This window comes from Pseudomonas sp. 20-5 (genome assembly GCF_056782835.1).
This window is the reverse complement of record NZ_CM165584.1, coordinates 3,626,184-3,653,051: the sequence shown is the minus strand read 5'-3', so window position 1 is coordinate 3,653,051 and position 26,868 is coordinate 3,626,184. Positions and strand designations below refer to the sequence as shown.

At 65.6% G+C, this 26,868-nt stretch carries 20 protein-coding genes and 4 tRNA genes; 9 read left to right on the top strand and 15 right to left on the bottom strand.

The window, feature by feature from the left end:
* The first annotated feature begins 77 nt into the window (after positions 1-77).
* On the top strand, positions 78-1,130 hold the full coding sequence (gene oprF / locus AC1RB9_RS16675) for an outer membrane porin OprF (RefSeq protein WP_003087843.1): 1,053 nt from the start codon (positions 78-80) through the stop codon (positions 1,128-1,130).
* A 68-nt stretch (positions 1,131-1,198) separates the two neighbouring features.
* Here oprF and cobA read toward each other — a convergent pair whose 3' ends face one another.
* From cobA to acnB, 10 genes are all read right to left on the bottom strand, one after another.
* Positions 1,199-1,936 carry a uroporphyrinogen-III C-methyltransferase gene (cobA, locus tag AC1RB9_RS16670; RefSeq protein WP_003087845.1) on the bottom strand — a complete coding sequence of 246 codons (738 nt, stop codon included), beginning with the start codon at positions 1,934-1,936 and terminating at the stop codon, positions 1,199-1,201.
* An 11-nt stretch (positions 1,937-1,947) separates the two neighbouring features.
* A complete protein-coding gene (locus AC1RB9_RS16665; protein ID WP_003450063.1) occupies positions 1,948-4,674 on the bottom strand; it encodes a nitrate reductase in 2,727 nt (908 codons plus the stop codon).
* A gap of 26 nt (positions 4,675-4,700) precedes the next feature.
* Positions 4,701-5,027 (bottom strand): nitrite reductase small subunit NirD, encoded by a 327-nt coding sequence (gene nirD / locus AC1RB9_RS16660; RefSeq protein WP_003098054.1) that lies wholly within the window; start codon positions 5,025-5,027, stop codon positions 4,701-4,703.
* A gap of 52 nt (positions 5,028-5,079) precedes the next feature.
* Entirely contained in the window at positions 5,080-7,530 is a 2,451-nt protein-coding gene (gene nirB / locus AC1RB9_RS16655) for a nitrite reductase large subunit NirB (RefSeq protein ID WP_003450065.1), read from the bottom strand.
* A 267-nt stretch (positions 7,531-7,797) separates the two neighbouring features.
* On the bottom strand, positions 7,798-9,393 hold the full coding sequence (locus AC1RB9_RS16650; RefSeq protein WP_014603054.1) for a bifunctional protein-serine/threonine kinase/phosphatase: 1,596 nt from the start codon (positions 9,391-9,393) through the stop codon (positions 7,798-7,800).
* 74 nt (positions 9,394-9,467) lie between these two features.
* Positions 9,468-10,679, bottom strand: a complete 1,212-nt coding sequence (locus AC1RB9_RS16645) for a NarK family nitrate/nitrite MFS transporter (protein ID WP_003450070.1) — start codon at positions 10,677-10,679, stop codon at positions 9,468-9,470.
* Positions 10,680-11,032: 353 nt separating this feature from the next.
* Positions 11,033-11,728: a polysaccharide lyase family 7 protein gene (locus AC1RB9_RS16640; RefSeq protein ID WP_003450072.1), complete on the bottom strand. Its 696-nt coding sequence runs from the start codon at positions 11,726-11,728 to the stop codon at positions 11,033-11,035.
* Between the two features lie 229 nt (positions 11,729-11,957).
* Complete coding sequence (locus tag AC1RB9_RS16635; protein ID WP_003087868.1) at positions 11,958-12,536, bottom strand: ANTAR domain-containing response regulator; 579 nt, start codon at positions 12,534-12,536, stop codon at positions 11,958-11,960.
* A 16-nt stretch (positions 12,537-12,552) separates the two neighbouring features.
* Complete coding sequence (locus AC1RB9_RS16630) at positions 12,553-13,761, bottom strand: CmpA/NrtA family ABC transporter substrate-binding protein (protein ID WP_003450078.1); 1,209 nt, start codon at positions 13,759-13,761, stop codon at positions 12,553-12,555.
* A 177-nt stretch (positions 13,762-13,938) separates the two neighbouring features.
* Positions 13,939-16,548 carry a bifunctional aconitate hydratase 2/2-methylisocitrate dehydratase gene (acnB, locus tag AC1RB9_RS16625; RefSeq protein ID WP_003087875.1) on the bottom strand — a complete coding sequence of 870 codons (2,610 nt, stop codon included), beginning with the start codon at positions 16,546-16,548 and terminating at the stop codon, positions 13,939-13,941.
* 381 nt (positions 16,549-16,929) lie between these two features.
* Here acnB and AC1RB9_RS16620 point away from each other — a divergent pair, with 381 nt between their 5' ends.
* On the top strand, positions 16,930-17,397 hold the full coding sequence (locus tag AC1RB9_RS16620) for a DUF1289 domain-containing protein (protein WP_003098041.1): 468 nt from the start codon (positions 16,930-16,932) through the stop codon (positions 17,395-17,397).
* Between the two features lie 55 nt (positions 17,398-17,452).
* Here AC1RB9_RS16620 and AC1RB9_RS16615 read toward each other — a convergent pair whose 3' ends face one another.
* Positions 17,453-18,316: a universal stress protein gene (locus tag AC1RB9_RS16615; protein WP_003087881.1), complete on the bottom strand. Its 864-nt coding sequence runs from the start codon at positions 18,314-18,316 to the stop codon at positions 17,453-17,455.
* A gap of 170 nt (positions 18,317-18,486) precedes the next feature.
* Between AC1RB9_RS16615 and AC1RB9_RS16610 the strand changes: the two genes are divergently transcribed.
* Positions 18,487-19,110: a tRNA isopentenyl-2-thiomethyl-A-37 hydroxylase MiaE gene (locus AC1RB9_RS16610; protein ID WP_004342965.1), complete on the top strand. Its 624-nt coding sequence runs from the start codon at positions 18,487-18,489 to the stop codon at positions 19,108-19,110.
* A 48-nt stretch (positions 19,111-19,158) separates the two neighbouring features.
* On the opposite strand, the gene AC1RB9_RS16605 is transcribed toward AC1RB9_RS16610, so the two are convergent.
* The 3 genes from AC1RB9_RS16605 to AC1RB9_RS16595 form a co-directional block, all read right to left on the bottom strand.
* Positions 19,159-20,490, bottom strand: coding sequence for an SPFH domain-containing protein (locus AC1RB9_RS16605; protein ID WP_003087885.1), 1,332 nt, complete (start codon positions 20,488-20,490; stop codon positions 19,159-19,161).
* A 133-nt stretch (positions 20,491-20,623) separates the two neighbouring features.
* On the bottom strand, positions 20,624-21,346 hold the full coding sequence (lpxH, locus tag AC1RB9_RS16600) for a UDP-2,3-diacylglucosamine diphosphatase (RefSeq protein WP_003113585.1): 723 nt from the start codon (positions 21,344-21,346) through the stop codon (positions 20,624-20,626).
* Positions 21,347-21,350: 4 nt separating this feature from the next.
* Entirely contained in the window at positions 21,351-21,848 is a 498-nt protein-coding gene (locus tag AC1RB9_RS16595) for a peptidylprolyl isomerase (RefSeq protein WP_003087890.1), read from the bottom strand.
* A gap of 122 nt (positions 21,849-21,970) precedes the next feature.
* Here AC1RB9_RS16595 and AC1RB9_RS16590 point away from each other — a divergent pair, with 122 nt between their 5' ends.
* Complete coding sequence (locus AC1RB9_RS16590; RefSeq protein WP_003098032.1) at positions 21,971-23,641, top strand: glutamine--tRNA ligase/YqeY domain fusion protein; 1,671 nt, start codon at positions 21,971-21,973, stop codon at positions 23,639-23,641.
* Positions 23,642-23,650: 9 nt separating this feature from the next.
* On the top strand, positions 23,651-25,033 hold the full coding sequence (cysS, locus tag AC1RB9_RS16585; RefSeq protein ID WP_003450081.1) for a cysteine--tRNA ligase: 1,383 nt from the start codon (positions 23,651-23,653) through the stop codon (positions 25,031-25,033).
* A gap of 57 nt (positions 25,034-25,090) precedes the next feature.
* On the opposite strand, the gene folD is transcribed toward cysS, so the two are convergent.
* Positions 25,091-25,945, bottom strand: coding sequence for a bifunctional methylenetetrahydrofolate dehydrogenase/methenyltetrahydrofolate cyclohydrolase FolD (gene folD / locus AC1RB9_RS16580; RefSeq protein WP_003450083.1), 855 nt, complete (start codon positions 25,943-25,945; stop codon positions 25,091-25,093).
* 278 nt (positions 25,946-26,223) lie between these two features.
* Between folD and AC1RB9_RS16575 the strand changes: the two genes are divergently transcribed.
* From AC1RB9_RS16575 to AC1RB9_RS16560, 4 genes are all read left to right on the top strand, one after another.
* Positions 26,224-26,300: transfer RNA gene (locus tag AC1RB9_RS16575), tRNA-Arg, on the top strand.
* Positions 26,301-26,351: 51 nt separating this feature from the next.
* Positions 26,352-26,427: transfer RNA gene (locus AC1RB9_RS16570), tRNA-His, on the top strand.
* Between the two features lie 54 nt (positions 26,428-26,481).
* A tRNA-Leu gene (locus AC1RB9_RS16565) sits at positions 26,482-26,566 on the top strand.
* 66 nt (positions 26,567-26,632) lie between these two features.
* Positions 26,633-26,708 (top strand) — tRNA-His (locus AC1RB9_RS16560).
* The last annotated feature ends 160 nt before the right edge of the window (positions 26,709-26,868 follow it).

Here is a 26,868-nt window from a genome sequence, read left to right as displayed (position 1 = left end):
TTCTGATAAACTTGCCACCCAAGTTGTGCGGCTGATTGTTGGACAACTAACTGACCATCAAGATGGGGATTTAACGGATGAAACTGAAGAACACCTTAGGCGTTGTCATCGGCTCGCTGGTTGCCGCTTCGGCAATGAACGCCTTTGCCCAGGGCCAGAACTCGGTAGAGATCGAAGCCTTCGGCAAGCGCTACTTCACCGACAGCGTTCGCAACATGAAGAACGCGGACCTGTACGGCGGCTCGATCGGTTACTTCCTGACCGACGACGTCGAGCTGGCGCTGTCCTACGGTGAGTACCATGACGTTCGTGGCACCTACGAAACCGGCAACAAGAAGGTCCACGGCAACCTGACCTCCCTGGACGCCATCTACCACTTCGGTACCCCGGGCGTAGGTCTGCGTCCGTACGTGTCGGCTGGTCTGGCTCACCAGAACATCACCAACATCAACAGCGACAGCCAAGGCCGTCAGCAGATGACCATGGCCAACATCGGCGCTGGTCTGAAGTACTACTTCACCGAGAACTTCTTCGCCAAGGCCAGCCTCGACGGCCAGTACGGTCTGGAGAAGCGTGACAACGGTCACCAGGGCGAGTGGATGGCTGGCCTGGGCGTCGGCTTCAACTTCGGTGGTTCGAAAGCCGCTCCGGCTCCGGAACCGGTTGCCGACGTTTGCTCCGACTCCGACAACGACGGCGTTTGCGACAACGTCGACAAGTGCCCGGATACCCCGGCCAACGTCACCGTTGACGCCAACGGCTGCCCGGCTGTCGCCGAAGTCGTACGCGTACAGCTGGACGTGAAGTTCGACTTCGACAAGTCCAAGGTCAAAGAGAACAGCTACGCTGACATCAAGAACCTGGCTGACTTCATGAAGCAGTACCCGTCCACTTCCACCACCGTTGAAGGTCACACCGACTCCGTCGGCACCGACGCTTACAACCAGAAGCTGTCCGAGCGTCGTGCCAACGCCGTTCGTGACGTACTGGTCAACGAGTACGGTGTAGAAGGTGGTCGCGTGAACGCTGTTGGTTACGGCGAGTCCCGCCCGGTTGCCGACAACGCCACCGCTGAAGGCCGCGCTATCAACCGTCGCGTTGAAGCCGAAGTAGAAGCTGAAGCCAAGTAATCGGCTGAGCCTCTAAGGAAAAACCCGGCTCAGGCCGGGTTTTTCTTTGCCTGGAAAAAGACCGCTCGTCAGGCGCTCAGGGAAATCGGTTGCGACACGATGTCGCGGGTTACTTCGCCGATCACCAGGATCGCCGGGCTTTTCAAGGCGAAACGTCCGGCGTCCCGCAGTAGCTCGCCGAGGTTGCTGCGGCATTCGCGCTGGTTGCCCAGGGTGGCGTTCTCGATCATCGCCAGCGGCGTATCCTCGGCCATGCCTCCAGCCAGCAGCCCGGCCTGGATCTCCGCGAGACGGGCGACGCCCATGTAGACCACCAGCGTGGTACCGCTGCGTGCCAGGGCTTCCCAGGCCAGCGGGCTGTCGTCCTGGGTATGCGCGGTCACCAGGGTCACGCCGCGGCTGATGCCGCGGTAGGTCAGCGGTATGCCGCAGGCAGTGGCGCCAGCCAGCCCGGCGGTGATGCCGTTCACTATCTCGCTGTCTATCCCGTGCCGGGCCAGCCATTCGGCTTCTTCGCCGGCGCGGCCGAAGATGCATGGATCGCCGCCTTTCAGGCGCACCACGCTGCGTCCCTGGCGGGCATGCCGCAGCATCAGGCGCTGGATGAAGTCCTGCGGTGTGGAGCGGCAGCCGCCGCGTTTGCCGACCCGGACCAGCCGGGCGGACGGACAGTGCTCCAGTATGCTCGGGTTGACCAGATCGTCGACCATCACCACATCCGCGTCCTGCAGGGCGCGAACTGCCTTCAGGGTCAACAGTTCCGGATCGCCGGGACCCGCACCCACCAGCCAGACCTTACCGCTCATCGTCGTTCTCCTCAGGCATTCGCCGCCATGGGCCGGGGGGCCGCCAGCAGTCTCTTGATTTCCGGTACGCAGGAGCCGCAGCCGGTGCCGCAGCCGAACTCGCGCTTCAATCCGTCCAGGTCCAATCCGCGGGCGATGCCGCCGAGCACCGTTTGCTGGCTGACGTTCTGGCAACTGCACAGGGTCTTGCCGCCCGCACCCTGGCTGGGTCGTCCCGGTGCCGCGCCGAGTGGGGCGAGCAGCCAGCGGCGTAGCTCGCTATCGGCCCGGCCGGTAAGCCAGAGCTCTTTCAACCAGTCACGGGCGAGGGTTTCGCCGGCGAGCCGGACGGCGACGATGCGCCCGTCTTCGAGGCGCACGCGCTTGCCGATGGCGCGCCGTGGGTCGTCGTAGGCGAGGATCGGCCCGTCGAGCAATTCGAGTTGGCGATCTATCCGCTCCAGCAGGTCTGCGCCAGGTGCCTCATGGTGTGCGGCGCTGACCAGCAGGGCGGGGCGCTCGCGTCCGGCGAGACTGAAGCTGGCGTGGTCGAAGACTTCGCACAGCGCACGGAGGGCCTCGAAACGCGCCTGGATATCGGTTTCCACCAGCGCGAACAGGCGCCAGGGCAGTTCGACGGACTCGACCTGAACCCCGGCGTGCTTGAGTTCGGGTTGTTTCGACAGGGGGTCGAACGCCGGCAGGGTTAGGACATTGCAGCCCAGGCCCTTGAGGAAGCGATCGCCCCAGTGCATCGGCAGGAAGGCCTGGCCGGGGCGCACCGAGTCGTCTGCGCTCACCGGCAGGACCAGGGCGCCACGCCGGCTCTTCAGGCGCACGAGCTGCCCGTCCAGCAGTTGGCGGCGGCGCAGTTCCTCGGGATGCAGGTGCACCAGGGCCTCCTCTTCATGGCCGAACAGGCGTGCGCAGGTGCCGGTCCGGCTCATGCCGTGCCACTGGTCGCGCAAGCGTCCGGTATTGAGGGTCAGCGGGTAGCGCGCGTCGCGTTTTTCCTGGGCGGCGCGGTAGGGTTCGGCGACCAGTTGCGCGCGTCCCGAGGCGGTAGGGAAGCGGCCGTCTGCATAGAGCCGTGCGGTGCCTTGCTCCGCGCCAGTGGGAAATGGCCATTGCTGCGGCCCCAGGCGGTCGAGCAGTGCGTAGCTGAGGCCGGAAAGATCGAGGTCGCGCCCGGCGGTGAGCAGCTTGTATTCGTCGAACAGGCTGCGGCTGTCGGCAAAGGCGAACAGGCCGGGTTTAGCGGGCCGCAGGTGCCCTTCCAGGCGGCGAGCGAAGTCGCAGACGATGTTCCAGTCCTGGCGTGCTTCCCCGGGGGGCGGAACGGCCCGACGGACATGACTGACCCGCCGTTCCGAATTGGTCACGGAGCCTTCCTTTTCTCCCCAGGATGCGGCTGGAAGCAAAAGGTCGGCGTATTGGCAGGTTTCCGTGCCGGCGAAGGCTTCCTGGACCACCACGAAGGGACAGCGGGCAAGGGCTTCGTGGATCTTGCGCTGGTCCGGCAGCGATTGCGCGGGGTTGGTACAGGCGATCCAGAGCGCCTTGATCCGGCCGTCGTGGACCGCATCGAACAGCTCGATGGCGCTGAGACCGGGGGACGTGGGCAACTGTTCCACACCCCAGTAGTGCGCCACCTCGGCGCGATGGCCGGGATCGGCGGCTTCGCGGTGGCCGGGCAGCAGGTTGGCCAGGCTGCCGGTCTCGCGACCGCCCATGGCGTTCGGCTGGCCGGTGAGGGAAAACGGTCCGCATCCGGCGCGGCCGATCTTGCCGGTGGCCAGGTGCAGGTTGATCAGTGCGCTGTTCTTGGCGCTGCCGGCGCTGGACTGGTTGAGCCCCATGCACCAGAGCGAAAGGAAGCGCGGCGAACGGCCGATCCATTCGGCGCAGCGCTGCAGGTCGGCGCGGTCGATGCCGCAGATGTCGGCGACGGCGGCCGGGGTGTAGTCGCGCACCAGTTCCTTCAGGTCGGCGAAACCCTCGGTATGCTCGGCGATGAACGAACGGTCGATCCAGTCCTCCCAGAGCAGGATATGCAGGATGCCGTGGAACAGTGCGACGTCGGTACCGGGCAGCAGCGCCAGGTGCAGGTCGGCCAGCTCGCAGGTGTCGGTGCGCCGCGGGTCGATCACCACGATGCGCATCTCCGGCCGAGCGGCCTTGGCGGCTTCCAGGCGACGGAACAGGACCGGGTGGGCGAAGGCCATGTTGCTGCCGGCGATCAGCACGCAATCGGCGCAGTCGAGGTCTTCGTAGCTGCAGGGCGGTGCGTCGGCGCCCAGGCTGCGCTTGTAGCCGACCACCGCCGAGGACATGCACAGGCGCGAATTGCTGTCGATGTTGTTGGTGCCGACCAGGGCCCGCGCCAGCTTGTTGAAGGCGTAGTAGTCCTCGGTCAGCAACTGGCCGGAGATATAGAAGGCCACGCTGTCCGGCCCGTGTTCGCGAATGGTCTCGGCGAAACGCCCGGCGGCATGTTCCAGGGCACTCTCCCAGTCGCTGCGAGCCCGCGCCAGTTGCTTGCCGAGGCGCAGTTGGGGGTACAGCGCGCGGGCCTGGAGGTCGCCGGTCAGGTGCAGGCTGGCGCCTTTGCTGCAGAGTCTGCCGAAGTTGGCCGGGTGCCGCGGATCGCCTTGCACGCCGAGGATGCGTTCGCCGTCGTGTTCGATCAGGACGCCACAACCCACGCCGCAGTAGCAGCAGGTCGAAGCGGTGGTGCGCAGCGGGGAATCTGTCGACATGCTCGGCTCCTGTTATCGGCGAGAGATCAGGCGCACAGCGCCACGCTGTCCAGGCCGAGCAGCACCCGTCCGTTCTCCACCCGCACCGGGTGGCGATGGGCGCAGCCCTGGTCCGGGGCCACGGCTTCGCCGCTCTCCAGTTCGATCTGCCAGTTGTGCAACGGACAGGCCACTCGCTTGCCGTAGATCAGGCCCTGGGACAGCGGGCCGCCCTTGTGCGGGCAGCGGTCATCGAGGGCGAAGACCTGGTCGTCGGCGGCGCGGAAGATGGCGATGTCGCCTTTCGGGCCGGCGACCACGCGCGAGCCCAGCGGGTTGATTTCATCGAGGGCGCAGATATCCAGCCAGTTCATCGGTTCACTCCGGTAGGGGGAGGGCCGCCGTGGGACGGCCCGGGCAAGGGATTCAGACGTTTTCCAGTTGCTTGAGCGGAATCCGTTCGAACTCCTTCTTCAATTGCGGCTGTTCGATGCGCTGCTTCCATGGGTCCTGCTCGAAGGACAGGGCGAATTGCAGGCGGTCGTTGAGCGCCTTGCGGTTTTCCGCGTCCTCGACCACCGCCTTGCGGATGTGCTCCATGCCGACCCGCTGCAGGTAATGCACCGTGCGCTCCAGGTAGAAGGCTTCCTCGCGGTAGAGCTGGAGGAAGGCGCCATTGTATTCGCGCACCTCTTCGGCGGTCTTGAGCTTGACGAAGAACTCCGCGACCTCGGTCTTGATCCCGCCGTTGCCGCCGATGTACATCTCCCAGCCGGAGTCCACGCCGATGATGCCGACGTCCTTGATCCCGGCCTCGGCGCAATTGCGCGGGCAGCCGGAGACCGCCAGCTTGACCTTGTGCGGCGACCACATGTTGAACAGGTCGTGTTCCAGATCGATGCCCAGCTGCGTCGAGTTCTGCGTACCGAAGCGGCAGAATTCGCTGCCGACGCAGGTCTTCACGGTGCGGATGGATTTGCCGTAGGCATGTCCGGAGGGCATGTCGAGGTCTTTCCAGATGGCCGGCAGGTCGTCCTTCTTCACCCCCAGCAGGTCGATGCGCTGGCCACCGGTGACCTTGACCATCGGCACCTGGTACTTGTCGGCGACGTCGGCGATGCGCCGCAACTCGGCGGCGTTGGTCACGCCGCCCCACATCCGCGGTACCACCGAGTAGGTGCCGTCCTTCTGGATGTTGGCGTGGGCGCGTTCGTTGATCAGGCGCGACTGCGGATCGTCCTTGGCTTCTCCCGGCCAGGTCGAGATCAGGTAGTAGTTCAGGGCCGGGCGGCAGGTGGCACAGCCGTTCGGGGTCTTCCAGTCCATGAAGCGCATGGCGGCGTCGAGACTGGTCAGCCGGTGTTCGCGAATGGCCTTGCGGATCTGCCCGTGGTTGAGGTCGCTGCAGCCGCAGATGGCCTTCTCGCTCTTCGGCTTGACGTCGGCGGCGCCGCCGACGGTGCTGATCAGGATCTGTTCCACCAATCCCGCGCAGGAACCGCAGGAGCTGGCGGCCTTGGTGTGTTTCTTGACTTCGTCGACGCTGAACAGGCCGTGTTCTTGTATCGCCTTGACGATGGTGCCCTTGCAGACGCCGTTGCAGCCGCATACTTCGGCCGTGTCGGGCATGCTCGCGGCGCTGTTCTGGCCCTGGTGGCCGACATCGCCGAGGGCGTTCTCGCCGAACATCAGGTGGTCGCGGATCTGCGCGACGTTGTGGTTCTCGCGGATCTGCCGGAAGTACCAGCCGCCGTCGGCGGTGTCGCCGTAGAGACAGGCGCCGACCAGTACATCGTCCTTGATCACCAGCTTCTTGTAGACGCCGCCGATGGGGTCGGAAAGGGTGATGGTCTCGCTGCCTTCGCCGCCGATGAAGTCGCCGGCGGAGAACAGGTCGATACCGGTCACCTTGAGCTTGGTCGAGGTCACCGAGCCCTGGTAGCGGGCGTAGCCGAGATGAGCCAGGTGGTTGGCGCAGACCTTGGCCTGCTCGAACAGCGGCGCAACCAGGCCGTAGGCGATGCCACGGTGGTTGGCGCATTCGCCGACCGCATAGATGCGTGGGTCGTAGGTCTGCAGGGTGTCGTTGACCAGGATGCCGCGGTTGCAGGGGATGCCCGCGCTTTCGGCCAGCTCGGTATTGGGGCGGATGCCGGCGGCCATTACCACCAGGTCGGCGGGAATCACGTCGCCGTCGTTGAACTGCACGGCACAGACCCGGCCGCTGCCGTTGTCCATCAGTTCCTGGGTCTGGGTGTTCAGGCGGAAGCGGATGCCGCGGGCTTCCAGCGCGCCTTGCAGGAGTTTGCCGGCGGTGCGGTCCAGTTGGCGTTCCAGCAGCCAGTCGGAGAGGTGCACGACGGTCACGTCCATGCCGCGTTGCTTGAGGCCGTTGGCCGCCTCCAGGCCGAGCAGGCCGCCGCCGATCACCACCGCGTGGCTGTGGGTCCGGGCGCAGTCGATCATGGCCTGGGTGTCGGCGATGTCGCGGTAGCCGATCACGCCCTGCAGGCGATTGCCGGGTATCGGCAGGATGAAGGGGACCGAGCCGGTGGCCAGCAGCAGGCGGTCGTACTCGGCCTCGCTGCCGTCCGCGGCGACCACCCTGCGGCGAAGCCGGTCGATCTGCACCACCTTGCGGTCGAGGAGGAGCTTGATGCCGTTTTCCGCATACCAGTTGAGGTCGTTGAGGACGATTTCCTCGAAGGTCTGCTCGCCGGCCAGCACCGGGGACAGCAGGATGCGGTTGTAGTTGGGATGGGGCTCGGCGCCGAACACCGTGATGTCGTAGAAGTCCGAGTTGAGCTTGAGCAGTTCTTCCAGGGTACGGACCCCGGCCATGCCGTTGCCGACCATCACCAGCTTGATCTTCTTCATGCGGAGGAGCTCCTGCATAAGGTTGGCGCAAACAAAAAAGGCGTCCCGCTGTTGCCAGCAGGACGCCTTTGTCCAGGTCCCGTTCGGTCGGGAAACGCCGCCTCGTCGTTGAGGCAGGCGCTTTGTTGTCGATTGTCGGGAGAACCCAAGCAGGCGCCGTGCCAACTTGCGCTATTGCCTATCTCCATGGCCTTGCAGGGATAACGCGGGGCCTCCCCGCGGTCTTTCTGCCCCGTGCCGGGGCGTATCGCACCGGGCTGGTGCCTCTCAGCCCTTCAGCCAGACCAGGAGTAGCGCCAGGTTGGCGGCCAGGGACAGCAGGGCGATGGCGCGCCAGGTCTGCAGCGGTTCGCGCTCCAGCAATGGGCGGGTTGCCGCGGCCGGCAACGCTTCTCCCTGTTGCAGCGAGAGCAGCCATTCCTCGGCGGTCTCGAAGCGCTGTGCGGGGTCGCAGGCGACGGCGCGCAGCAGCAGGTCGTCGATCCAGGCCGGCAGGTCGGGGCGATAGCGGCTGGGCGGGACGGGGCGACCGAAGCGCGGGTGCTGGAAGGCTTCGATCTCGCCATAGGGATAGCGCCCGGTCAGAGCCTGGTAGAGGCAGACGCCGGTGGCGTAGAGATCCTGGCGCACCGAGGGCGAGGTGCCGGAGAAGCACTCCGGCGCCAGGTAGCTGGGCGTACCCGGTAGCAGATGGGGGTCTTCGCGCGACAATCCCGGACACCAGGCCAGACCGAAATCCAGCAGGCGCAGCTCGCCGTCGCGGCCGAGGTGGAGATTTTCCGGCTTGAGGTCGCGGTGCAGCAGGTTGCGTCGATGCAACTGGCCAAGCCCGCGCAGCAGCTGGTTGGCCAGCCCCAGCCACTCCGGCAGCGACAGCGGGCCATGGTTGCGCAAGCGCTCGGCGAGAGTCTCTCCGGGGTGCTCGCGCATCAGGTAATACAGATGCTGGCGCTGCGCCAATCCGTGCAGCTCGGGGAAATGCCGGCCCTGGACGCGGCGCAGGAACCATTCCTCGAGCAGCAGGGCCTGGGTTGCCAGCGGATCGTCGGCACGTGCGGCGGGAAGGGTCTTCAGCAGCCAGGGTTGGCCCTGGCCATCCTCGACCCGGTAGAGCAGGGACTGGCGGGATTCGCCGAGCAACTGCCGGACCCGCCAGCCTTCGAAGAGCTGGCCGGGCTTCAGCGGCGGCGGCAGTGGCCAGTGGCCCAGTTGCGCGAGGGCGTCGCCGAGGCTGCCTGCGGGCACGGCTTCCACGCGTACCAGCAGGGCGCTGGCGTTGTCCTGGCTGCCTGCCAGGTGGGCGGCGCGAACCAGAGCCTCGGCGCTGCGCTGCGGCTCTTCGGCGTTGCGCAGGATGCTGCGGATGCCGCTGTCGCCCAGCGTCGCCCAGACGCCGTCGCTGACCAGTAGCCACTGGCTGCCGGGCTCCAGATCGCCTTCCAGATAGTCGACCACCAGATGCTGGTCCAGTCCCAGGGCGCGGGTCAGCACGTGTTGCATGTGCGGCTGTTCCCAGACGTGGTCGCTGGTCTGCCGGAGCAACTCGCCGTCGCGCCACAGGTAGGCCCGGCAATCGCCGACGTGGGCAAGGGTGTAGCGGGTGCCGCGCAGCACCAGGGCGGTGAGGGTGGTGAGCAGCGGCTGGCCGCCGCCGTTGGCCTGTAGCCAGCGGTTCTGCGCCAGCAGCAGGCGGTCCAGGGACTGCACGATGGCCCAGGTTTCCGGAGTCGCATAGTAATCCAGGGCCAGCGCTTGCAGGCTGCTGCGCGCCGCCAGGCCGCCATCGGCGCACTGGCTGACACCGTCGGCGATGGCCAGCAGGTGTCCCTTGCTGGCGGCCAGGGCCGGCGCCGGGGTGACCACCCGCAGCGCGTCCTGGTTTTCCGTGCGAGGCCCGCAGGCGCTGGCCTCGCCGATGCTCAGTCGCAGCCCCACGCTCAGACCCGCGCGGCGGTAACCGCGGCCGAGCCCCAGGTGGTGCGCCAGCGCCGCTTCACCCCGTGGAGGCCGAACCAGGCCAGCACGCCGAGACTGGCGAACAGCCACAGGCCGAGCTGGTAGTCGCCGGTGCTTTGCTTGATCGCGCCGAGGCCGGCAGTCAGGCAGAAGCCGCCGATGCCGCCGGCCATGCCGATCAGCCCGGTCATCACGCCGATTTCCTTGTGGAAGCGCTGCGGTACCAACTGGAACACCGCGCCATTGCCGGCACCGAGACTGAGCATGGCGACCACGAACAGGCCGAGGGCGGCCATCGCGCTGGACAAGTGGAAACCGACCGCGGCGATGCAGATGGCGGCCAGGGTGTACACCATCAGCAGGCTGCGGATGCCGCCGATGCGATCGGCGAGGGCGCCACCGAGCGGGCGCATCAGGCTGCCGGCGAAGACGCAGGCTGCGGTGTAGTAGCCGGCGGTCACCGGGTTCAGGCCGTACTGGTCGTGGAAATAGCCGGGCAGGGTGCTGGCCAGGCCGAGGAAGCCGCCGAAGGTGACGCTGTAGAAGAACATGAACCACCAGCTGTCGCGGTCGCCGAGGGCTTTCAGGTAATCGCCCATGGCCTTGGGCGCCGGCCGCTGCGGGGCGTTGCGCGCGACCATGGCGAACACCAGGAGGGTCAGGACGAGCGGCAGCAGGGCGAAGCCGAACACGTTGTTCCAGCCGAACGCGGCGGCCAGGCCGGGGGCGAAGAGGGCGGCGAGCACGGTGCCGGAGTTGCCCGCGCCGGCGATGCCCATGGCCTTGCCCTGGTGTTGCGGCGGGTACCATTGCGATGCGAGCGGCAGGGCCACGGCGAAGGATGCCCCGGCGAAGCCGAGGAACAACCCCAGCAGCAGTGCCTGCGCATAGCTGTTCACGCCCAGCAGCCAGGCGGCCGCGAGGGCGGCGATGACGATGACCTGGGCGAGGATGCCGGCGCTCTTCGGCGACCAGCGATCGGCCAGCAGGCCGAGCAGGAAGCGCAGTACGGCGCCGGCGAGGATCGGCGTGGCGACCATCATCGCGCGCTGTTGGGTGCTCAGTTGCAGGTCGCCGGCAATCTGCACCCCCAGCGGGCCGAGCACGTACCAGACCATGAAGCTCAGGTCGAAATAGAGAAACGCCGCGAACAGGGTCGGCGCATGGCCGGCCTTCCAGAAGCTGTTGTTCATCGAACACCTCGTATCCAGCGGAATCGGGGCGGAACGGCCGCCCGGCGGAAGTTGCATCGCTACAAGGTGAGCGTCCGACAGCGGACCACCCACCCGCCCCGACGCTGGGGCGAAACGACGAAGACGCCACGGGCCTCTGCCGGGAAGGAGAGGCCGCGCGACGTCTTTGTCGGGGATGGGTAACCGCCGTTGGCTACCGACTGGCAGGACGTAGCAAGCTCTTTGCCAAGTTGTCGAAAGCGCGGCGTAGAGCGGTTGCAGGGACAACCATGGCGTCGGGCGTGCACGCCGCGGTGGCAGGCGTCGGGGGCTTGCACAGGGCTGGGGCGGCGCGTCCGTGCGCCGTCGGCGGTTCAGCGATGGGCGGTGTTCAGGTGGTAGATGGTCACGCGGCTGCCTTCGCCGCTGTCGCCGGCGTTGTCGTTCACGTAGGCGCCGGCCTTGAAATAGAGCAACTGGTCGCTCCAGGCGCTGCCGAGGGTCTGGTAGTAGGCGTCCTCTTCGCCGTCCTGGCTGCGCGCGCGCACCGCCAACTCGCCGCTGGAGGTGACGCGCAGGCTGTAGTTGAAGCGCTCGCCCAGGCGTACCTGCTCGAGGATCGACACGTTGCGGCTATAGGAATCGTCCGGGTGGTTGCGTACCAGCGCCTCGACCCGGCCGAGGCCTTCCTCGGGCTTGTAGTAGTACTGCAGCTTCACCAGAGGTTCGCCGTCGTCGGTCTGTGGCGACTTGCTGTGGATCTGGCCGATGATCACCTTGTTCTTCGAGGGGACCTTCTCGACGCTCATGGTCACCCGCAATTCGTTGTCGGCCTGCCAGTAGTACCAGTTGTCGAGGCTGCCGTCGGCCTGGGTTTCGCGCAGTTCGGTGCGAGGATAGGTGCTGTCCTCGGTGTGCGAGCCGTCGATGGGCACCCAGAAGACCAGGCCGCCATCGTTGCCTTGCTGGAAGTACCGGCTCTGGTAGCCGTTGTTGAGTTGCTGGGTGGTGATCACCTGCGGGGTGGGTTCGGTGGGAATGGTAAGGTTCCAGGTGCTGAGATCGATCATGCTGAGCATCTCCTGACCGCTGAGTCGGCGGTGCGGTTCGGGCGGACGCCTGCGGCTCCTAGCCCTGGGCGTCCACTGCGGGCCTCCCTGGTCATGCTAGTCGAGGGTGGCGAGGGGGTAGCTCCCAGAACGGATAGGGCCGTTCCGGGCGCACGAGCATAGCCGCGCCGCTCTGCGCCGGGGGCCAGCAGGGTGGCTGGCGATATGATCGCCAGCTGCCCAGCCGGATTCAGCCGCCGAGCATGTCGTGCATGGCGATGATCTGCTCGGCGACCTGGATCAGCTTCTGCTGGCGGCTCATGGCCTGGCGTCGCATCAGCGTGTAGGCCTCCTCTTCGCCGCAATGCTTCATCTTCATCAGCAGGCCCTTGGCCAGCTCGATGCGCTTGCGCTCGGCCAGCTGCGCCTCGCGCGCCTGCAGTTGAGCGCGCAGCGCCTGGTCGCTCTCGAAGCGCGCCATGGCGACGTCGAGGATCGGTTGCAGGCGGCTGGCCTGGATGCCTTCGACGATGTAGGCGCTGACCCCGGACTGGATGGCGCGGCGCATCACTCCCGGATCGTGCTCGTCGGTGAACATCACGATCGGGCGCGGCTGGTCGCGGCTGACCAGGCAGACCTGCTCCATCACATCGCGGCCGGGAGACTCCGTGTCGATCAGGATCACGTCGGGACGCAGCGCTTCGACGCGCGCCGGCAGGTCGATGGTCAGCCCCGACTCGTCCACCACTTCGAAACCGCTCTCGAGCAGGGCGGCCCTGAGGCGTCCGACTTTCTTCGGCGTGTCGTCGATCAGCAGGATACGCAGCATGGCGGGCGCACCAGGGTCAGAGGTCGATGCCCTGGCCGGTTTCGGCCAGGGCGTGGATCGGGAAGCTGCGGGCGTAGCCGGCGGGGTCGCTGCCGTCCCAGGTGCGCCCGTCGATCAGTGTCGAGCGGCGCATGTCGGCGCCGTCCAGGCACAGGCCAAGGGCCGTCGCGGCATCGCGGTACAGCGCGGTCTGCTGGACCCTCCGGGCGATGCCCAGGTAGTCCGGGTCTTCGCGCAGCAGGCCCCAGCGGCGGAATTGGGTCATGAACCACATGCCATCCGAGAGCCAGGGCCGGTTGACTTCGCCGTCGGCATAGAAACGCAGCGGATGCGGGTCCTGCCAGGCGTTGCCGAGGCCGTCCTGGTAGCGGCCGAAGAAGCGCGGCTGGATCGCGCCGAGCGGAGCGTCGACATAGTCGCGGCCGCTGATCAGTTGCGCGGTGCCCAGGCGGTTCTCGGCGTTCTGTTCGATGAAGCGGCTGGCGTCGAGGACCGCCATGACCAGCGCGCGGGCGGTGTTCGGGTAGGCGTCGACGAAGGCGCGGGTAGTGCCGAGGACCTTTTCCGGGTGGTCCGGCCAGATCGCCTGGCTGGTGGCGATGGTGAAGCCCTGGCCCTGGTCCACGGCCAGGGCGCCCCAGGGACCGCCGGCGCAGAACCCGTCGATGCGCCCGGCCTGGAGATGGCCGACCATCTGCGCCGGTGGAACCACCACGCTGTGCACGTCGTCCAGCGGATGCAGACCGATGCTCGCCAGCCAGTAGTTCAGCCAGAGCGCGTGGGTACCGGTGGGAAAGGTCTGCGCCAGGGTCAGGCGTGCACCATTCTGGCGCCGATGCCGGAGCAGTGCCTCCGCACTGGTCACGCCAGCCTGCTTCAGCGGTTCGGAAAGATTGATCGCCTGGCCGTTCTGGCACAGTCCCATGAGCACCGCCATCTCGCTTGCCGCGCTGCCGCCGAGGCCGAGCTGGACGCCGTAGACCAGCCCGTACAGGCACTGCGCGGCATCCAGCTCGCCGCTGAGCAGCTTGTCGCGCAAGGCGGCCCAGGACGGTTGGCGCCTGAGATTGAGCGTGAGGCCGTAGGGCTGGGCGAAGCCCTGGGTGGCGGCCACGATCAGCGAGGCCGAATCGGTCAGCGCCATGAAACCGATGTCCAGGGCGCTCTTTTCCGGTGCGTCGGAACCGCCGGCCCAGGCCTGGCTGCGTATCGCTCTGTCTGTCATCACCACCTCAAGTGCGGGAGGGCGGCGCGGGCCGTCCCGTTTTCCAGTGCGCAGGCGCCGTCGTCGGCGCGCTTTTCCATAGCTGCCACAGCAAGCGCTATGCCAGGCGGCGCGGGGGTTTTCGCCGGGCAAGAAAAAGCCCCGCACGGGGCGGGGCTTGTTCGACGCGTCGCTGGATCAGGCCTGGACGACCGGGATCTTGGCGTTCGCAGCCGCTTCGCGGAACTCGGCGATCTGGTCGAAGCTCAGGTAGCGGTAGACGTCGGCAGCCATGCTGTCGATGTCCTTCGCGTAGGCCATGTACTCCTCCACGGTCGGCAGTTTGCCGAGGATCGAGGAGACCGCCGCCAGCTCGGCCGATGCCAGGAACACATCGGTGGCATCGCCCAGACGGTTCGGGAAGTTACGGGTCGAAGTGGAGACCACGGTGGAACCGGTCTGGACGCGAGCCTGGTTGCCCATGCACAGCGAGCAGCCCGGCATTTCCATGCGCGCGCCAGCCTTGCCGTAGATGCCGTAGTAGCCTTCCTCGGTCAGTTGGTGGGCGTCCATCTTGGTCGGCGGAGCCAGCCACAGACGGGTCGGGATGCCGCCCTTGACCTTGTCCAGCAGCTTGCCGGCGGCGCGGAAGTGACCGATGTTGGTCATGCAGGAGCCGATGAACACTTCATCGATCTTGCGGCCCTGTACGCTCGACAGCAGACGCGCGTCGTCCGGATCGTTCGGCGCGCAGAGCACCGGCTCCTTGACGTCGGCCAGGTCGATCTCGATCACCGCGGCGTACTCGGCGTCCTTGTCGGCTTCCAGCAGCTCCGGCTTGGCCAGCCAGGCTTCCATCGCCTGGGCGCGACGCTCCAGGGTGCGCGGGTCGCCGTAGCCTTCGCCGATCATCCAGCGCAGCAGGGTGATGTTGGACTTCAGGTACTCGGCGATCGCCTGTTCCGGCAGCTTGATGGTGCAGCCGGCGGCGGAACGCTCGGCCGAGGCGTCGGACAGCTCGAAGGCCTGCTCCACGGTCAGGTCGTTGAGGCCTTCGATCTCGAGGATGCGGCCGGAGAAGATGTTCTTCTTGCCCTTCTTCTCGACGGTCAGCAGGCCCTGCTGGATCGCGTAGTAAGGGATCGCATGGACCAGGTCACGCAGGGTGATGCCCGGTTGCAGCTTGCCCTTGAAGCGCACCAGCACCGACTCCGGCATGTCCAGCGGCATCACGCCGGTGGCGGCGGCGAAGGCCACCAGGCCGGAGCCGGCCGGGAACGAGATGCCGATCGGGAAGCGGGTGTGCGAGTCGCCGCCGGTACCAACGGTATCGGGCAGCAGCATGCGGTTCAGCCAGCTGTGGATGATGCCGTCGCCCGGACGCAGCGACACGCCGCCACGGGTCATGATGAAGTCGGGCAGGGTGTGGTGGGTCTTGACGTCGATCGGCTTCGGATAGGCCGCGGTGTGGCAGAAGGACTGCATCACCAGGTCGGCGGAGAAGCCGAGGCAGGCGAGGTCCTTCAGTTCGTCGCGGGTCATCGGGCCGGTGGTGTCCTGGGAACCGACGGTGGTCATCTTCGGTTCGCAGTAGGTGCCCGGGCGCACGCCCTGGCCTTCCGGCAGACCGCAGGCGCGGCCGACCATTTTCTGCGCCAGGGTGAAGCCCTTGCCGCTATCGGCCGGTGCTTCCGGCTTGCGGAACAGGTCGGAGGCGCCCAGGCCCAGCTCGGCGCGGGCCTTCTCGGTCAGGCCACGGCCGACGATCAGCGGGATACGGCCGCCGGCGCGGACTTCGTCGAGCAGGACCGGGGTCTTCAGCTCGAAGGTGGTGACCACTTCGCCGCTGTCGTGGCGAACGACCTTGCCTTCATAGGGGTATACGTCGATGACGTCGCCCATGGCCAGGTTGGTGCAGTCGAACTCGATCGGCAGGGCGCCGGCATCTTCCATGGTGTTGTAGAAGATCGGTGCGATCTTGGTGCCGAAGCAGAAGCCGCCGGCACGCTTGTTCGGCACGAACGGAATGTCGTCGCCGAAGAACCACAGCACCGAGTTGGTGGCGGATTTGCGCGAGGAACCGGTGCCGACCACGTCGCCGACGTAGGCGACCGGGAAGCCCTTGGCCTTGACCGCTTCGATCTGCTTCAGCGGACCGACCGAACCCGGCTGGACCGGCTCGATGCCGTCGCGGGCCATCTTCAGCATGGCCAGGGCGTGCAGCGGGATGTCCGGGCGCGACCAGGCGTCGGGGGCCGGGGAGAGGTCGTCGGTGTTGGTTTCGCCGGGGACCTTGAATACGGTGAGAGTCAGCTTTTCCGGGACTTCCGGCTTGGCCTTGAACCACTCGCCATCGGCCCAGGATTGCAGCACGGACTTGGCCGCGGCATTGCCCTTCTTGGCGCGCTCGGCGACGTCGTGGAAGGCGTCGAACATCAGCAGGGTGTGCTTCAGCTGTTCGGCGGCGGTGTTGGCCAGTTCGGCGTCGTCCAGCAGCTCGACCAGGGTGGCGATGTTGTAGCCGCCCTGCATGGTGCCCAGCAGCTCGGCGGCACGTTGCTTGTCGATAAGGGGGGAGGTGGCTTCGCCCTTGACGATGGCGGAAAGGAAACCGGCCTTGACGTAGGCGGCTTCGTCGACGCCCGGCGGTACGCGGTTGGTGATCAGGTCAAGGAGGAATTCTTCTTCGCCGGCCGGCGGGTTCTTCAGCAGCTCGACCAGGCCTGCGGTCTGTTCGGCGTTCAGCGGTTGGGGCACGACACCCTGGGCGGCACGCTCTTCTACGTGTTTGCGGTAGGCTTCAAGCACAGTATTTCCCTCATCAGTGGTCCCGGGGGACACGTATCCAGGAACCGACGCAGATCCGCTCGTCAGGCCCAGGTGGACGGTAATCCACCAACCTACGAGGGCATCGGCAGGTTCCAGACAGAAGCTGTTTTCAAAGTTTTACGCCGGCGGGCTGGGGTGGGGCTGGCGAGACGCTTGAGGGAGGCGCCGTCGCCAGCGTACCTGCCGGAAACTGTGCTCGTGACGCTTTGAAAACAGCTTCTAACGGACATTGGCGCCTAAAAAGGCGGGCCAATGTTACTGGAAACTCGACGCAAAGTTAAGTCGGAAACCCTAGGAACCACGGGGTGAACTTGATTAGACAAAGGGCTAAGATGCCGCTTTGTTTTCGTTGTCCCGGCCATGTCTTCGCAAAGAATCAAAACCCCCTGCGTAGGGCTTTGCTCCACGGTATACGGCGACCTGGTATGCCGTGGCTGCAAGCGTTTTCACCATGAGGTGGTCAACTGGAACCTCTACGACGCCGAGGAAAAGCGGGCTGTCTGGAGTCGCCTTGAGCAGTTGCTGGCCCAGGTGATGGCCGCCAAGCTGGAAGTCTTCGACGCCGCGCGCCTGCGCCTGCAACTGGAGCAGCGGCAGATCCGTTTCGTCCCCGAGCAGTCCCCCTATTGCTGGGCCTACCAGTTGATCGCCCGCGGTTCCCGGCTGATCAACCAGATCGAAGCCTACGGCGTGGCACTGCTGCCGGAATTCCGCGACTGGAGCCTGCCGGACCTGCGCGATGCCATCGACCGGGAATTCTTCCTGCTGTCGGAAGCGCATTACCAGCGCTACATCGCGCCCTCGTTCCTGCAGGCGATCGACAGATAGGCGGTGTCTCCAGCGAAAAAGCCGCCCTTGGGCGGCGTTTTCGTCCGACCAGCGGTCACTCCTTGCTGGCCAGCTCCTCCAGGTGGGCGATGATGTCGTCCGGCTTCAACACCAGCACGTCGCTTTCCAGGGTATCCAGCACCACTTCCGCGGTATTGCCGATCAGCGCGCCGGACAACCCGGTGCGCGCCACGGTGCCGATCACGGTGACCACCGCGTCGAGCTTCTGCGCGGTGCGCGGGATCAGCACGTCGGCCGGACCTTCCTCGATGTGCAATTGTTCGTCGCTGAAACCGTACTCGGCCTGGAAGGTGCGGCAGGCCTCGCGATAGCGGGCCTCGATGGTTTCGCTGAGCTGGAAGGTCGGGTCGGCAGAGGAGAGCATCGGCGAGGGGTGGGCGCTGATCACGTGCAGCGTGGCCTTGGCCAGGCCGGCGATGTCGTAGGCATGGCTGATGATCCCGGCGTGCAGGGAGCGGTGCTCGCCGTCGTTGTTGCCGACGTCGACCGCGGCGAGGATCTTTCCGCCCGTCCAGGGCCGGGCGGTCTTGGTCATCAGTACCGGACAGGGCGCGAAGCGCAGCAGCTTCCAGTCGTCCGGGGTGAGGATGGCCTTTTTCAGCGGGTTGTCGGGAAAGTGCTGCTTGATGATCAGTCCGCAGCCTTCGGCCTGTTGCTCGGCGATGATGGTCTGGTGCAGGGAGTCCTTCCAGGCCTGGTTGGTCGAGACGCTGTAGCCTTCCTCGCGCAGCTCCTGGGCCAGGTCGTTGAGAGCGGCGCTGTGGTCGCGGCGCTTCTCGCAGACCAGCAGGTGCAGGTGCGACTGGGTCACGCCGGCGATCAGTTGTGCCCGTTTCAGGGCGAGACCTTCCAGCTGGTCCGGTTCAATCACCACGAGGATGCTGCGAATGGCTTGCATGATCGTCTCCCTGAGTGCTTGTGGTTATCGCTGAAACAACTCTAGACGCAATCCAGCCGCTGCTCTTGATGCATATCAAACGGGTCGGCCTGCCCGACCGCCGCAGCTTCCGTATAATGCTCCGCCTTTCCTGCCCCGACCAGCGTCATGGCAGGCCCTTTCCAGAATGAGTGACCTGCACCATGTTGCCCGAGATCGACCAATTCCTTGCCTGTTCCACTCCCGCCGCCTGGGTCGAGGCGGCCCTGGAGCGCCAGGACGTCATGCTGCTGGACCACAAGGCCTGCGAGATGAAGGCCGCGGCGACGGCGATGCAACTGATCGGCAAGTACTCCGGCCGCCTGGACCTGGTGAACAAGATGAGCCGCCTGGCGCGCGAGGAGCTGCGCCACTTCGAGCAGGTGCTGGCGATCCTGAAGAAACGCGGTATCCCGGTGGTCAATGTCAGCGCCTCCCGCTACGCCTCGGCGCTGCGCGACCTGGTGCGCAAGCAGGAGCCGCAGCGGCTGACCGATACGCTGGTGGTCGGCGCCTTCATCGAGGCGCGTTCCTGCGAGCGCTTCGCCGCCCTGGTGCCGCACCTGGACGCGGAGCTGGCGAAATTCTACGGCGGTTTGCTGAAGTCCGAGTCGCGGCATTTCCAGGACTACCTGAAGCTGGCCTACCAGTACGGCGACGAGGCCGACGTGGAGCGGACGATCGAGGTGGTGCGGGCCAAGGAGGCCGAGCTGATCAGCAGTCCGGACAACGAATTCCGCTTCCACAGCGGCCTCCCGGTGGACCTGGTGGCCTGAGCCGGAAACAAGAAAGCGCCCCGCGGGGCGCTTTTTTTGCTGCCTGGATCAGTCCTTGACCTTGAGGTCGAGGGCCAGGTCGCGGGCGGCCTTGGTCGCCAGAACGCCCATCAGCTGGCCGATCTCGTCCTGGCGGCTCGCCGCGCCGTTGGCGCCGGCACCCATCATTACGCTGGGGACGGGGGCCTGGGCGGCGGCTTCGGCCCAGACCTTGTTGATCGCGATCAGCGCGTCGAGCTTCGGCTGCAACGCGCCGTCCGCCTTGATCACCGCTTCGCGGGCGTAGGCCTCGGCGTCGGCGGTGATCTTGGTGGCCTGGGCGGTCACCGTGGCCTTGTCGCGCAGCAGTTCGGCGGTCTGCTTCTCGATCTCGGCGCGCTGCTTCTCGCGCTCGGCGTTGATCACCGCCAATTGCTTGTCGGTTTCCGCCTGGGTGGTGCGTTCGATCTGGTCGCGCAGGGTTTCCTGGCGCTTGGCCTCGACTTCCTTCTCGCCGCGGGCGGTGACCAGCAGCTTTTCCTCTTCTTCCTTCAGGCGGTTCTGCCGCGCCACCGCCAGCTCGGCGAGCGCCTGCTGGACCTTGACCATGCGCTGCTTGTACTGCGGGTTGGGATCGACGTTGGTGATCCGCGCTTCCACCACCTCGACGCCGAACTTGCGGAACTGCTGTTGCTTGCGTACCGGGATGCCCTTGGCATCGGTGACCTTCTCGGTGACGAACTGGCTGGCGTTGTTGTCGCCGAACGCTCCCTGCTCGGTGCCGGCCTGGAGGATCGCGGTCTGGTGCGGAATGGCGCCGCGCGGCCCGCGGACTTCCTTGCGCTTGATCAGGTACAGGCCGTCGTTGAGCTGGTTCTCGAACTCGGCGGCGAATTCGCTGCGGGCTCCGGCGTAGTAGTCGTCGGCGCTCATCAGCGAAGCGGTGGCCTGGAGGGTTTCCTTGATCGCCGGCACCAGTGCGGTGCGGATGAAATTGTCCGGGTTGCGGTATTCCTGGGCCATCTTCAGGAACGGCTCGCCGCCGGGCAGGCGAAAGCGCGCGGAAGATTCGACCTTGGCGTCGACGTTGCCGAGGAACACGATCGGGAAAGCCTCGATGGTGGCGCCGAGGCCGTCGTTGTCCGGATTGGTGTCGTTATCGTCCATGACCAGCACGGACTGCACGCTGATGGCCTTCTTCCAGGTGGTGGCGCGACCGAACCACTTGGTCGCGTAGCCGACGTCATCGACGATCTTCTCGTCGCCGAAGATGGTCCTTACGTGGGTCATGAAGCCGGCTTCGTTATAGAAGAACACGCCGTTGAACAGGCCGAAGCCGAGGGCGAGCACGCCGAGGGGGGCGGCGACGAACTTGATCAGGTTTCCCTTCGAGATGATCACGATCATTCCTTGATGCGGGGTGGGGGAGCGCGATCCTGCTGAAAGGTGGCCCGCGACGTCAAGATGGACGGCGGAAAAAATGCGAATCGCATAATGTTTCGCTGAAAGGCCCGCATGGCGGGCCTGGGGTGGGTCAGAGCGGGAAGGGCGCCTGGCGATGGCCGTTGGCGTCGATCTCCAGGGCCCAGCCCTGGCGGTCCCAGTCGCCGAGCACGATGCGCCGGGCGGGCTGGCCGTCGATGTCCAGCGGGTGTTCGGCCGGCCGATGAGTGTGGCCGTGGATCAGGGTACGCACGCCATGCCCGCGCATGACCCGGGGCACTTCTTCGGGCGTGACATCGATGATGTCGACGGCTTTCATGCGGGTCTGCGCGCGGCTTTCCTTGCGCAGCTTGCGTGCCAGCTTGTGTCGGGTGGCCAGCGGCAGGTGGCGCAGTACCCAGAGCGTGAGCGGGTTGCGCAGCCAGCGGCGCAGGCGCATGTAGGCCTCGTCTCGGGTGCACAGGCTGTCCCCGTGCATCAGCAATACCGGCTCGCCGTACAGGTCGATCACGCTCGGGTCGGGCAGCAGCGTGCATCCGGCCTCGCGGCAGAACGCCTTGCCAATGAGGAAGTCGCGATTGCCGTGCATCAGGTAGATGCGCGTACCGCCGTCGGCCACCTGGCGCAGGGACTGGGCGATGGAGCGCTGGAAGGCGTCCATGCCGTCGTCGCCGATCCAGGCTTCGAAGAAGTCGCCGAGGATGTACAGGGCCTCGGCCCGGCGGGCGCGCTCATCGAGGAAAGACAGAAACGCCCGGGTGATGTCCGGGCGTTCCGCTTCGAGATGCAGGTCCGAGATGAACAGGACGCTCATCGCTTCATTCTTCGACGATTTCGGCCTTCTCGATGATCACGTCCTCGGCCGGCACGTCCTGGTGGCCGCTGCGCATGGTGGTGGCCACGCCCTTGATCTTGTTGACCACGTCCATGCCCTCGACCACTTCGCCGAAGACGGCATAGCCCCAGCCCTGGGTGGTGGGGGCGGTATGGTTGAGGAAATCGTTGTCGGCGACGTTGATGAAGAACTGCGCGCTGGCCGAATGCGGGTCCATGGTACGAGCCATGGCGATGCTGCCGACCTTGTTGGTCAGGCCGTTGTTGGCTTCGTTCTTGATCGGTGCGCGAGTGGGCTTCTGCTTCATGCCCGGCTCGAAACCGCCGCCCTGGATCATGAAGTTGTTGATCACGCGGTGGAAGACGGTGTTGTCGTAGTGGCCGCTTTTCACGTACTCCTTGAAGTTCGCCGCGGTTTCCGGGGCTTTCTCTTCATCGAGCTTCAGGGTGATGACGCCATGGTTGGTATGCAGCTTGATCATGTGGGTAATCCGCTTTGTCGTGAAAATCGAAGGCCTGTCAGGGGGTTGACAGCTTCGGCTATGATAAGCGCTTTGATTTGCCCGGCCTACCCTGGTCGGGCGAGAGCATGACCAAGGATCCCATGAGCAAGCCAGAGACCACCGCCGCCCCGAACTTCCTGCGCCAGATCGTTCAAGCCGACCTGGATGCCGGCAAGCACGCGAAGATCGTCACCCGTTTCCCCCCGGAGCCCAACGGTTACCTGCACATCGGCCACGCCAAGTCGATCTGCCTGAACTTCGGCCTGGCCCAGGAATTCGCTGGCGATTGCCATCTGCGCTTCGATGACACCAACCCGGCCAAGGAAGACCAGGAGTACATCGATGCCATCGAGGCCGACATCAAGTGGCTGGGCTTCCAGTGGTCCGGCGAGGTCTGCTATGCCTCCAACTATTTCGACCAGTTGCATGCCTGGGCCATCGAGCTGATCAAGGCCGGCAAGGCGTTCGTCTGCGACCTCGGTCCCGAGGAAATGCGCGAATACCGCGGCACCCTCACCGAGCCGGGCCGCAACAGCCCTTACCGTGACCGTTCGGTGGAGGAGAACCTCGACCTGTTCGCCCGCATGAAGGCCGGTGAGTTCCCCGACGGCGCCCGTTCGCTGCGGGCGAAGATCGACATGGGTTCGCCGAACATGAACCTGCGCGATCCGATCCTGTACCGCATCCGCCATGCGCATCACCACCAGACCGGCGACAAGTGGTGCATCTACCCGAGCTACGACTTCACCCACGGTCAGTCGGACGCCATCGAGGGCATCACCCATTCGATCTGCACCCTGGAATTCGAAGACCATCGTCCGCTCTACGAGTGGTTCCTGGCCAACCTGCCGGTACCTGCGCAACCGCGCCAGTACGAATTCTCCCGGCTCAACCTGAACTACACCGTGACCAGCAAGCGCAAGCTCAAGCAATTGGTCGACGAAGGCCATGTCAGCGGCTGGGACGATCCGCGCATGTCGACCCTGTCCGGCTATCGCCGCCGCGGCTACACCCCGGAGTCGATCCGCAACTTCTGCGAGATGATAGGGGTGAACCGTGCCAGCGGCGTGGTCGACATCGGCATGCTCGAGTTCAGCATCCGCGACCACCTGGACGCCACCGCGCCGCGTGCCATGTGCGTGCTGAAACCGCTCAAGGTGGTGATCACCAACTACCCCGAAGGGCAGGTGGAGAACCTCGAGTTGCCGCGTCATCCGAAGGAAGACATGGGAGTGCGCGTACTGCCGTTCGGTCGCGAGCTGTTCATCGATGCCGGTGACTTCGAGGAAGTCCCGCCGGCCGGCTACAAGCGCCTGATCCCCGGTGGCGAGGTGCGTCTGCGCGGCAGCTACGTGATCCGTGCCGACGAAGCGATCAAGGATGCCGACGGCAATATCGTCGAACTGCGCTGCAGCTACGATCCGGACACCCTGGGCAAGAACCCGGAAGGCCGCAAGGTCAAGGGCGTGATCCACTGGGTGCCGGCCGAGGGCAGCGTCGAGTGCGAAGTGCGCCTGTACGATCGGCTGTTCCGCTCGGCCAATCCGGAGAAGGCGGAAGAGGGCGGCAGCTTCCTCGACAACATCAACGCCGACTCCCTGCAGGTACTGGCCGGCTGTCGCGCCGAGCCGTCGCTGGGCCAGGCGAACCCGGAGGATCGCTTCCAGTTCGAGCGCGAAGGCTATTTCGTCGCCGACCTGAAGGACTCCAGGCCGGGCAAGCCGGTGTTCAACCGTACCGTCACCCTGCGTGACTCCTGGGGACAGGGCTGAGGAAAGACCGTGCTGCAGATCTACAACACGCTGAGCAAGACCAAAGAAGTCTTCACGCCGCTGGTCGGCAACCAGGTACGCATGTACGTGTGCGGCATGACCGTGTACGACTACTGCCATCTGGGCCACGGCCGCAGCATGGTGGCGTTCGACGTGATCACCCGCTGGTTGCGCCACCGTGGCTACGACCTGACGTACGTGCGCAACATCACCGATATCGATGACAAGATCATCAATCGCGCCAACGAGAACGGCGAGCCGTTCGATGTGCTGACCGAGCGCATGATCGCGGCGATGCACGAGGACGAGGCCCGGCTGAACATCCTCAAGCCGGACCAGGAGCCACGCGCCACCGATCACATCGCCGGCATGCACGCGATGATCCAGACCCTGATCGACAAGGGCTATGCCTACGCGCCGGGCAACGGTGACGTGTACTACCGGGTCGGCAAGTTCGCTGGCTACGGCAAGTTGTCGCGGCGGCGGGTCGAGGACCTGCGCATCGGTGCGCGGATCGAGCCGGGCGAAGCGAAGGAGGATCCGCTCGATTTCGTGCTCTGGAAGGGCGCCAAGCCGGGCGAGCCGAGCTGGTCGTCGCCCTGGGGCGAGGGGCGCCCGGGCTGGCACATCGAATGCTCGGTGATGTCCACCTGCTGCCTGGGCGATTCCTTCGACATCCATGGCGGTGGCAACGACCTGGAGTTCCCTCACCACGAGAACGAGATCGCCCAGAGCGAGGCCGCGACCGGCAAGCCCTACGCCAAGTCCTGGCTGCACTGCGGGATGATCACCATCAACGGCGAGAAGATGTCCAAGTCGCTGGGCAATTTCTTCACCATCCGCGAAGTGCTGGAGAAATATCACCCCGAAGTGGTGCGTTACCTGCTGATCGCCAGCCATTACCGCAGTCCGATCAACTACTCGGAGGAGAACCTGCGCGAGGCCAAGGCGGCCCTGGACCGTTTCTACAACGCGCTCAAGGGGCTGCCCGAGGCGGCGCCGGCGGAAGCGGTGGAGTATGTCGAGCGCTTCGCCGCGGCGATGGACGACGACTTCAATACCGCGGGTGCCTGCTCGGTGCTGTTCGAGCTGGCGCGGGAGGTCAATCGTCTGCGCGAAAGCGACCTGTCGGCGGCGGCCGCGCTGGCCGCGCGCCTGAAGCAGTTGGCTGGCCTGCTGGGGGTGCTGCAACTGGAGCCGGAAGCCTTCCTGCAGGCGGGCGCCGAGGGCAAGGTCGATGCGGCCGAGGTCGAGGCGCTGATCCAGGCGCGCCTGGAGGCGCGGGCGGCGAAGAACTGGGCGGAGTCCGACCGGATTCGCGATCGGCTCACCGCCATGGGCGTCGTGCTGGAGGATGGCAAGGGCGGCACTACCTGGCGCCTGGCCGACTGAACCCGCAGCGATAAATGAAAAGCCCCGCGAACGCGGGGCTTTTCATTACCGGCGACCTCAGTCGTGCAGGTGTTCGGCGGCGTGCAGGGTATTTTCCAGCAGGCAGGCGCGGGTCATCGGCCCGACGCCGCCCGGCACCGGGGTGATCCAGCTGGCGCGTTGCGCTGCCACTTCGTATTCCACGTCGCCGACCAGTCGGCCGTCGGCCTGGCGGTTGATGCCGACGTCGATGACGATGGCGCCTTCCTTGATCCACTCGCCCTTGACCAGTCCCGGCTTGCCGGCAGCGACCACCACCAGGTCGGCGCGCGACACATGGTCGGCCAGGTCGCGGGTGAAGCGGTGGGTCACGGTGACGGTGCAGCCACCCAGCAGCAACTCCAGAGCCATGGGTCGGCCGACGATGTTCGAGGCGCCGACCACGACCGCATCCATGCCGTACAGGTCGGCGCCGGTGCTGGCGAGCAGGGTCATGATGCCTTTCGGGGTGCAGGGGCGCAGGAGGGGCATGCGCTGGGCCAGGCGGCCGATGTTGTAGGGATGGAAACCGTCCACGTCCTTGTCCGGGTGGATACGCTCCAGCAGCAGGGAGGCGTCCAGGTGGGCGGGCAGGGGTAGCTGGACCAGGATGCCGTCGATGGCGGTGTCGTCGTTCAGGCGGTCGATCAGAGCCAGCAGGTCGTCCTGGCTGGTTTCGGCGGGAAGATCGTAGGCCTGGGAGAGAAAGCCGACTTCCTCGCAGTCCTTGCGCTTGTGCGCCACATAGACCTGAGAGGCCGGATCGGTGCCGACCAGGATCACCGCCAGGCCGGGAACGCGCAGGCCTTGCTGGCGGCGCTCGGTCACGCGTTGGGCTATCTGCTGGCGAAGGTTGGCGGCGATCGCTTTGCCGTCGATCAGTTGTGCGGTCATGTCGGAAGGGTAACCATCGAATCGGGTGGAAAAAGGACGCGCATTTTCGCATGGACGCCGCCCGGGGCAAAGGAGGCGACCCGTGGATTTGCCGTAACTCCTTTATATAGCTGAATTTTTTTAAAAAACCCGTTGACGGCCTTTCGCCCCCTGTATAACATGCGCCCCGCTTGCCGAGCACAGCCGGACGCAGGGTAAGAGGTAAAGCAAGTCGGTTGCTGACTTTGTGATTGCCAGAGCTTAAAGTTTGCGCTCAGCATTGAATGCAGATGAATAAAGCGCCCGTAGCTCAGCTGGATAGAGCATCCGCCTTCTAAGCGGATGGTCGCAGGTTCGAGTCCTGCCGGGTGCGCCATTCGGCGAATCGGCAAGAAGCAGGCGATGTTTTACCGCAAGTCGTAATATGGTGGGCGTAGCTCAGTTGGTAGAGCACAGGATTGTGGCTCCTGGTGTCGTGGGTTCGATTCCCATCGTCCACCCCATATTCCGAAGCGCCAGGCCCGGGGCCTGGCGTTTTCATTTCCAAGCAGTGTCCCGCGGACGTGGTGGAATTGGTAGACACACTGGATTTAGGTTCCAGCGCCGCAAGGCGTGAGAGTTCGAGTCTCTCCGTCCGCACCACCTTCAGGCTCGGCTTGTCCGGCCGCTGCGGTTGAAGCCGGAACGTCCGGCACGATTCACGATATGGTGGGCGTAGCTCAGTTGGTAGAGCACAGGATTGTGGCTCCTGGTGTCGTGGGTTCGATTCCCATCGTCCACCCCATATTTCGAAGCGCCAGGCCTTGTGCCTGGCGTTTTCGTTTGCGCTTCACGATCTCTTCTCCGTTTGCCTTTCCGGTACCCAATCCGCCCTCATGGGCGCGACGGCAGGTTGAACTTGTTCCGGGTCCGGCGCTCTTAAGCGAGCCTGTCGTTCCTGGCGG

Excerpts from the sequence above, each read along its gene's own strand:
- oprF (WP_003087843.1), top strand. The coding sequence starts at position 78 with ATGAAACTGAAGAACACCTTAGGCGTTGTCATCGGCTCGCTGGTTGCC.
- cobA (WP_003087845.1), bottom strand. The coding sequence starts at position 1,936 with ATGAGCGGTAAGGTCTGGCTGGTGGGTGCGGGTCCCGGCGATCCGGAA.
- AC1RB9_RS16665 (WP_003450063.1), bottom strand. The coding sequence starts at position 4,674 with ATGTCGACAGATTCCCCGCTGCGCACCACCGCTTCGACCTGCTGCTAC.
- nirD (WP_003098054.1), bottom strand. The coding sequence starts at position 5,027 with ATGAACTGGCTGGATATCTGCGCCCTCGATGAAATCAACCCGCTGGGC.
- nirB (WP_003450065.1), bottom strand. The coding sequence starts at position 7,530 with ATGAAGAAGATCAAGCTGGTGATGGTCGGCAACGGCATGGCCGGGGTC.
- AC1RB9_RS16645 (WP_003450070.1), bottom strand. The coding sequence starts at position 10,679 with ATGAACAACAGCTTCTGGAAGGCCGGCCATGCGCCGACCCTGTTCGCG.
- AC1RB9_RS16640 (WP_003450072.1), bottom strand. The coding sequence starts at position 11,728 with ATGATCGATCTCAGCACCTGGAACCTTACCATTCCCACCGAACCCACC.
- AC1RB9_RS16635 (WP_003087868.1), bottom strand. The coding sequence starts at position 12,536 with ATGCTGCGTATCCTGCTGATCGACGACACGCCGAAGAAAGTCGGACGC.
- AC1RB9_RS16630 (WP_003450078.1), bottom strand. The coding sequence starts at position 13,761 with ATGACAGACAGAGCGATACGCAGCCAGGCCTGGGCCGGCGGTTCCGAC.
- AC1RB9_RS16620 (WP_003098041.1), top strand. The coding sequence starts at position 16,930 with ATGTCTTCGCAAAGAATCAAAACCCCCTGCGTAGGGCTTTGCTCCACG.
- AC1RB9_RS16615 (WP_003087881.1), bottom strand. The coding sequence starts at position 18,316 with ATGCAAGCCATTCGCAGCATCCTCGTGGTGATTGAACCGGACCAGCTG.
- lpxH (WP_003113585.1), bottom strand. The coding sequence starts at position 21,346 with ATGAGCGTCCTGTTCATCTCGGACCTGCATCTCGAAGCGGAACGCCCG.
- AC1RB9_RS16595 (WP_003087890.1), bottom strand. The coding sequence starts at position 21,848 with ATGATCAAGCTGCATACCAACCATGGCGTCATCACCCTGAAGCTCGAT.
- AC1RB9_RS16590 (WP_003098032.1), top strand. The coding sequence starts at position 21,971 with ATGAGCAAGCCAGAGACCACCGCCGCCCCGAACTTCCTGCGCCAGATC.
- folD (WP_003450083.1), bottom strand. The coding sequence starts at position 25,945 with ATGACCGCACAACTGATCGACGGCAAAGCGATCGCCGCCAACCTTCGC.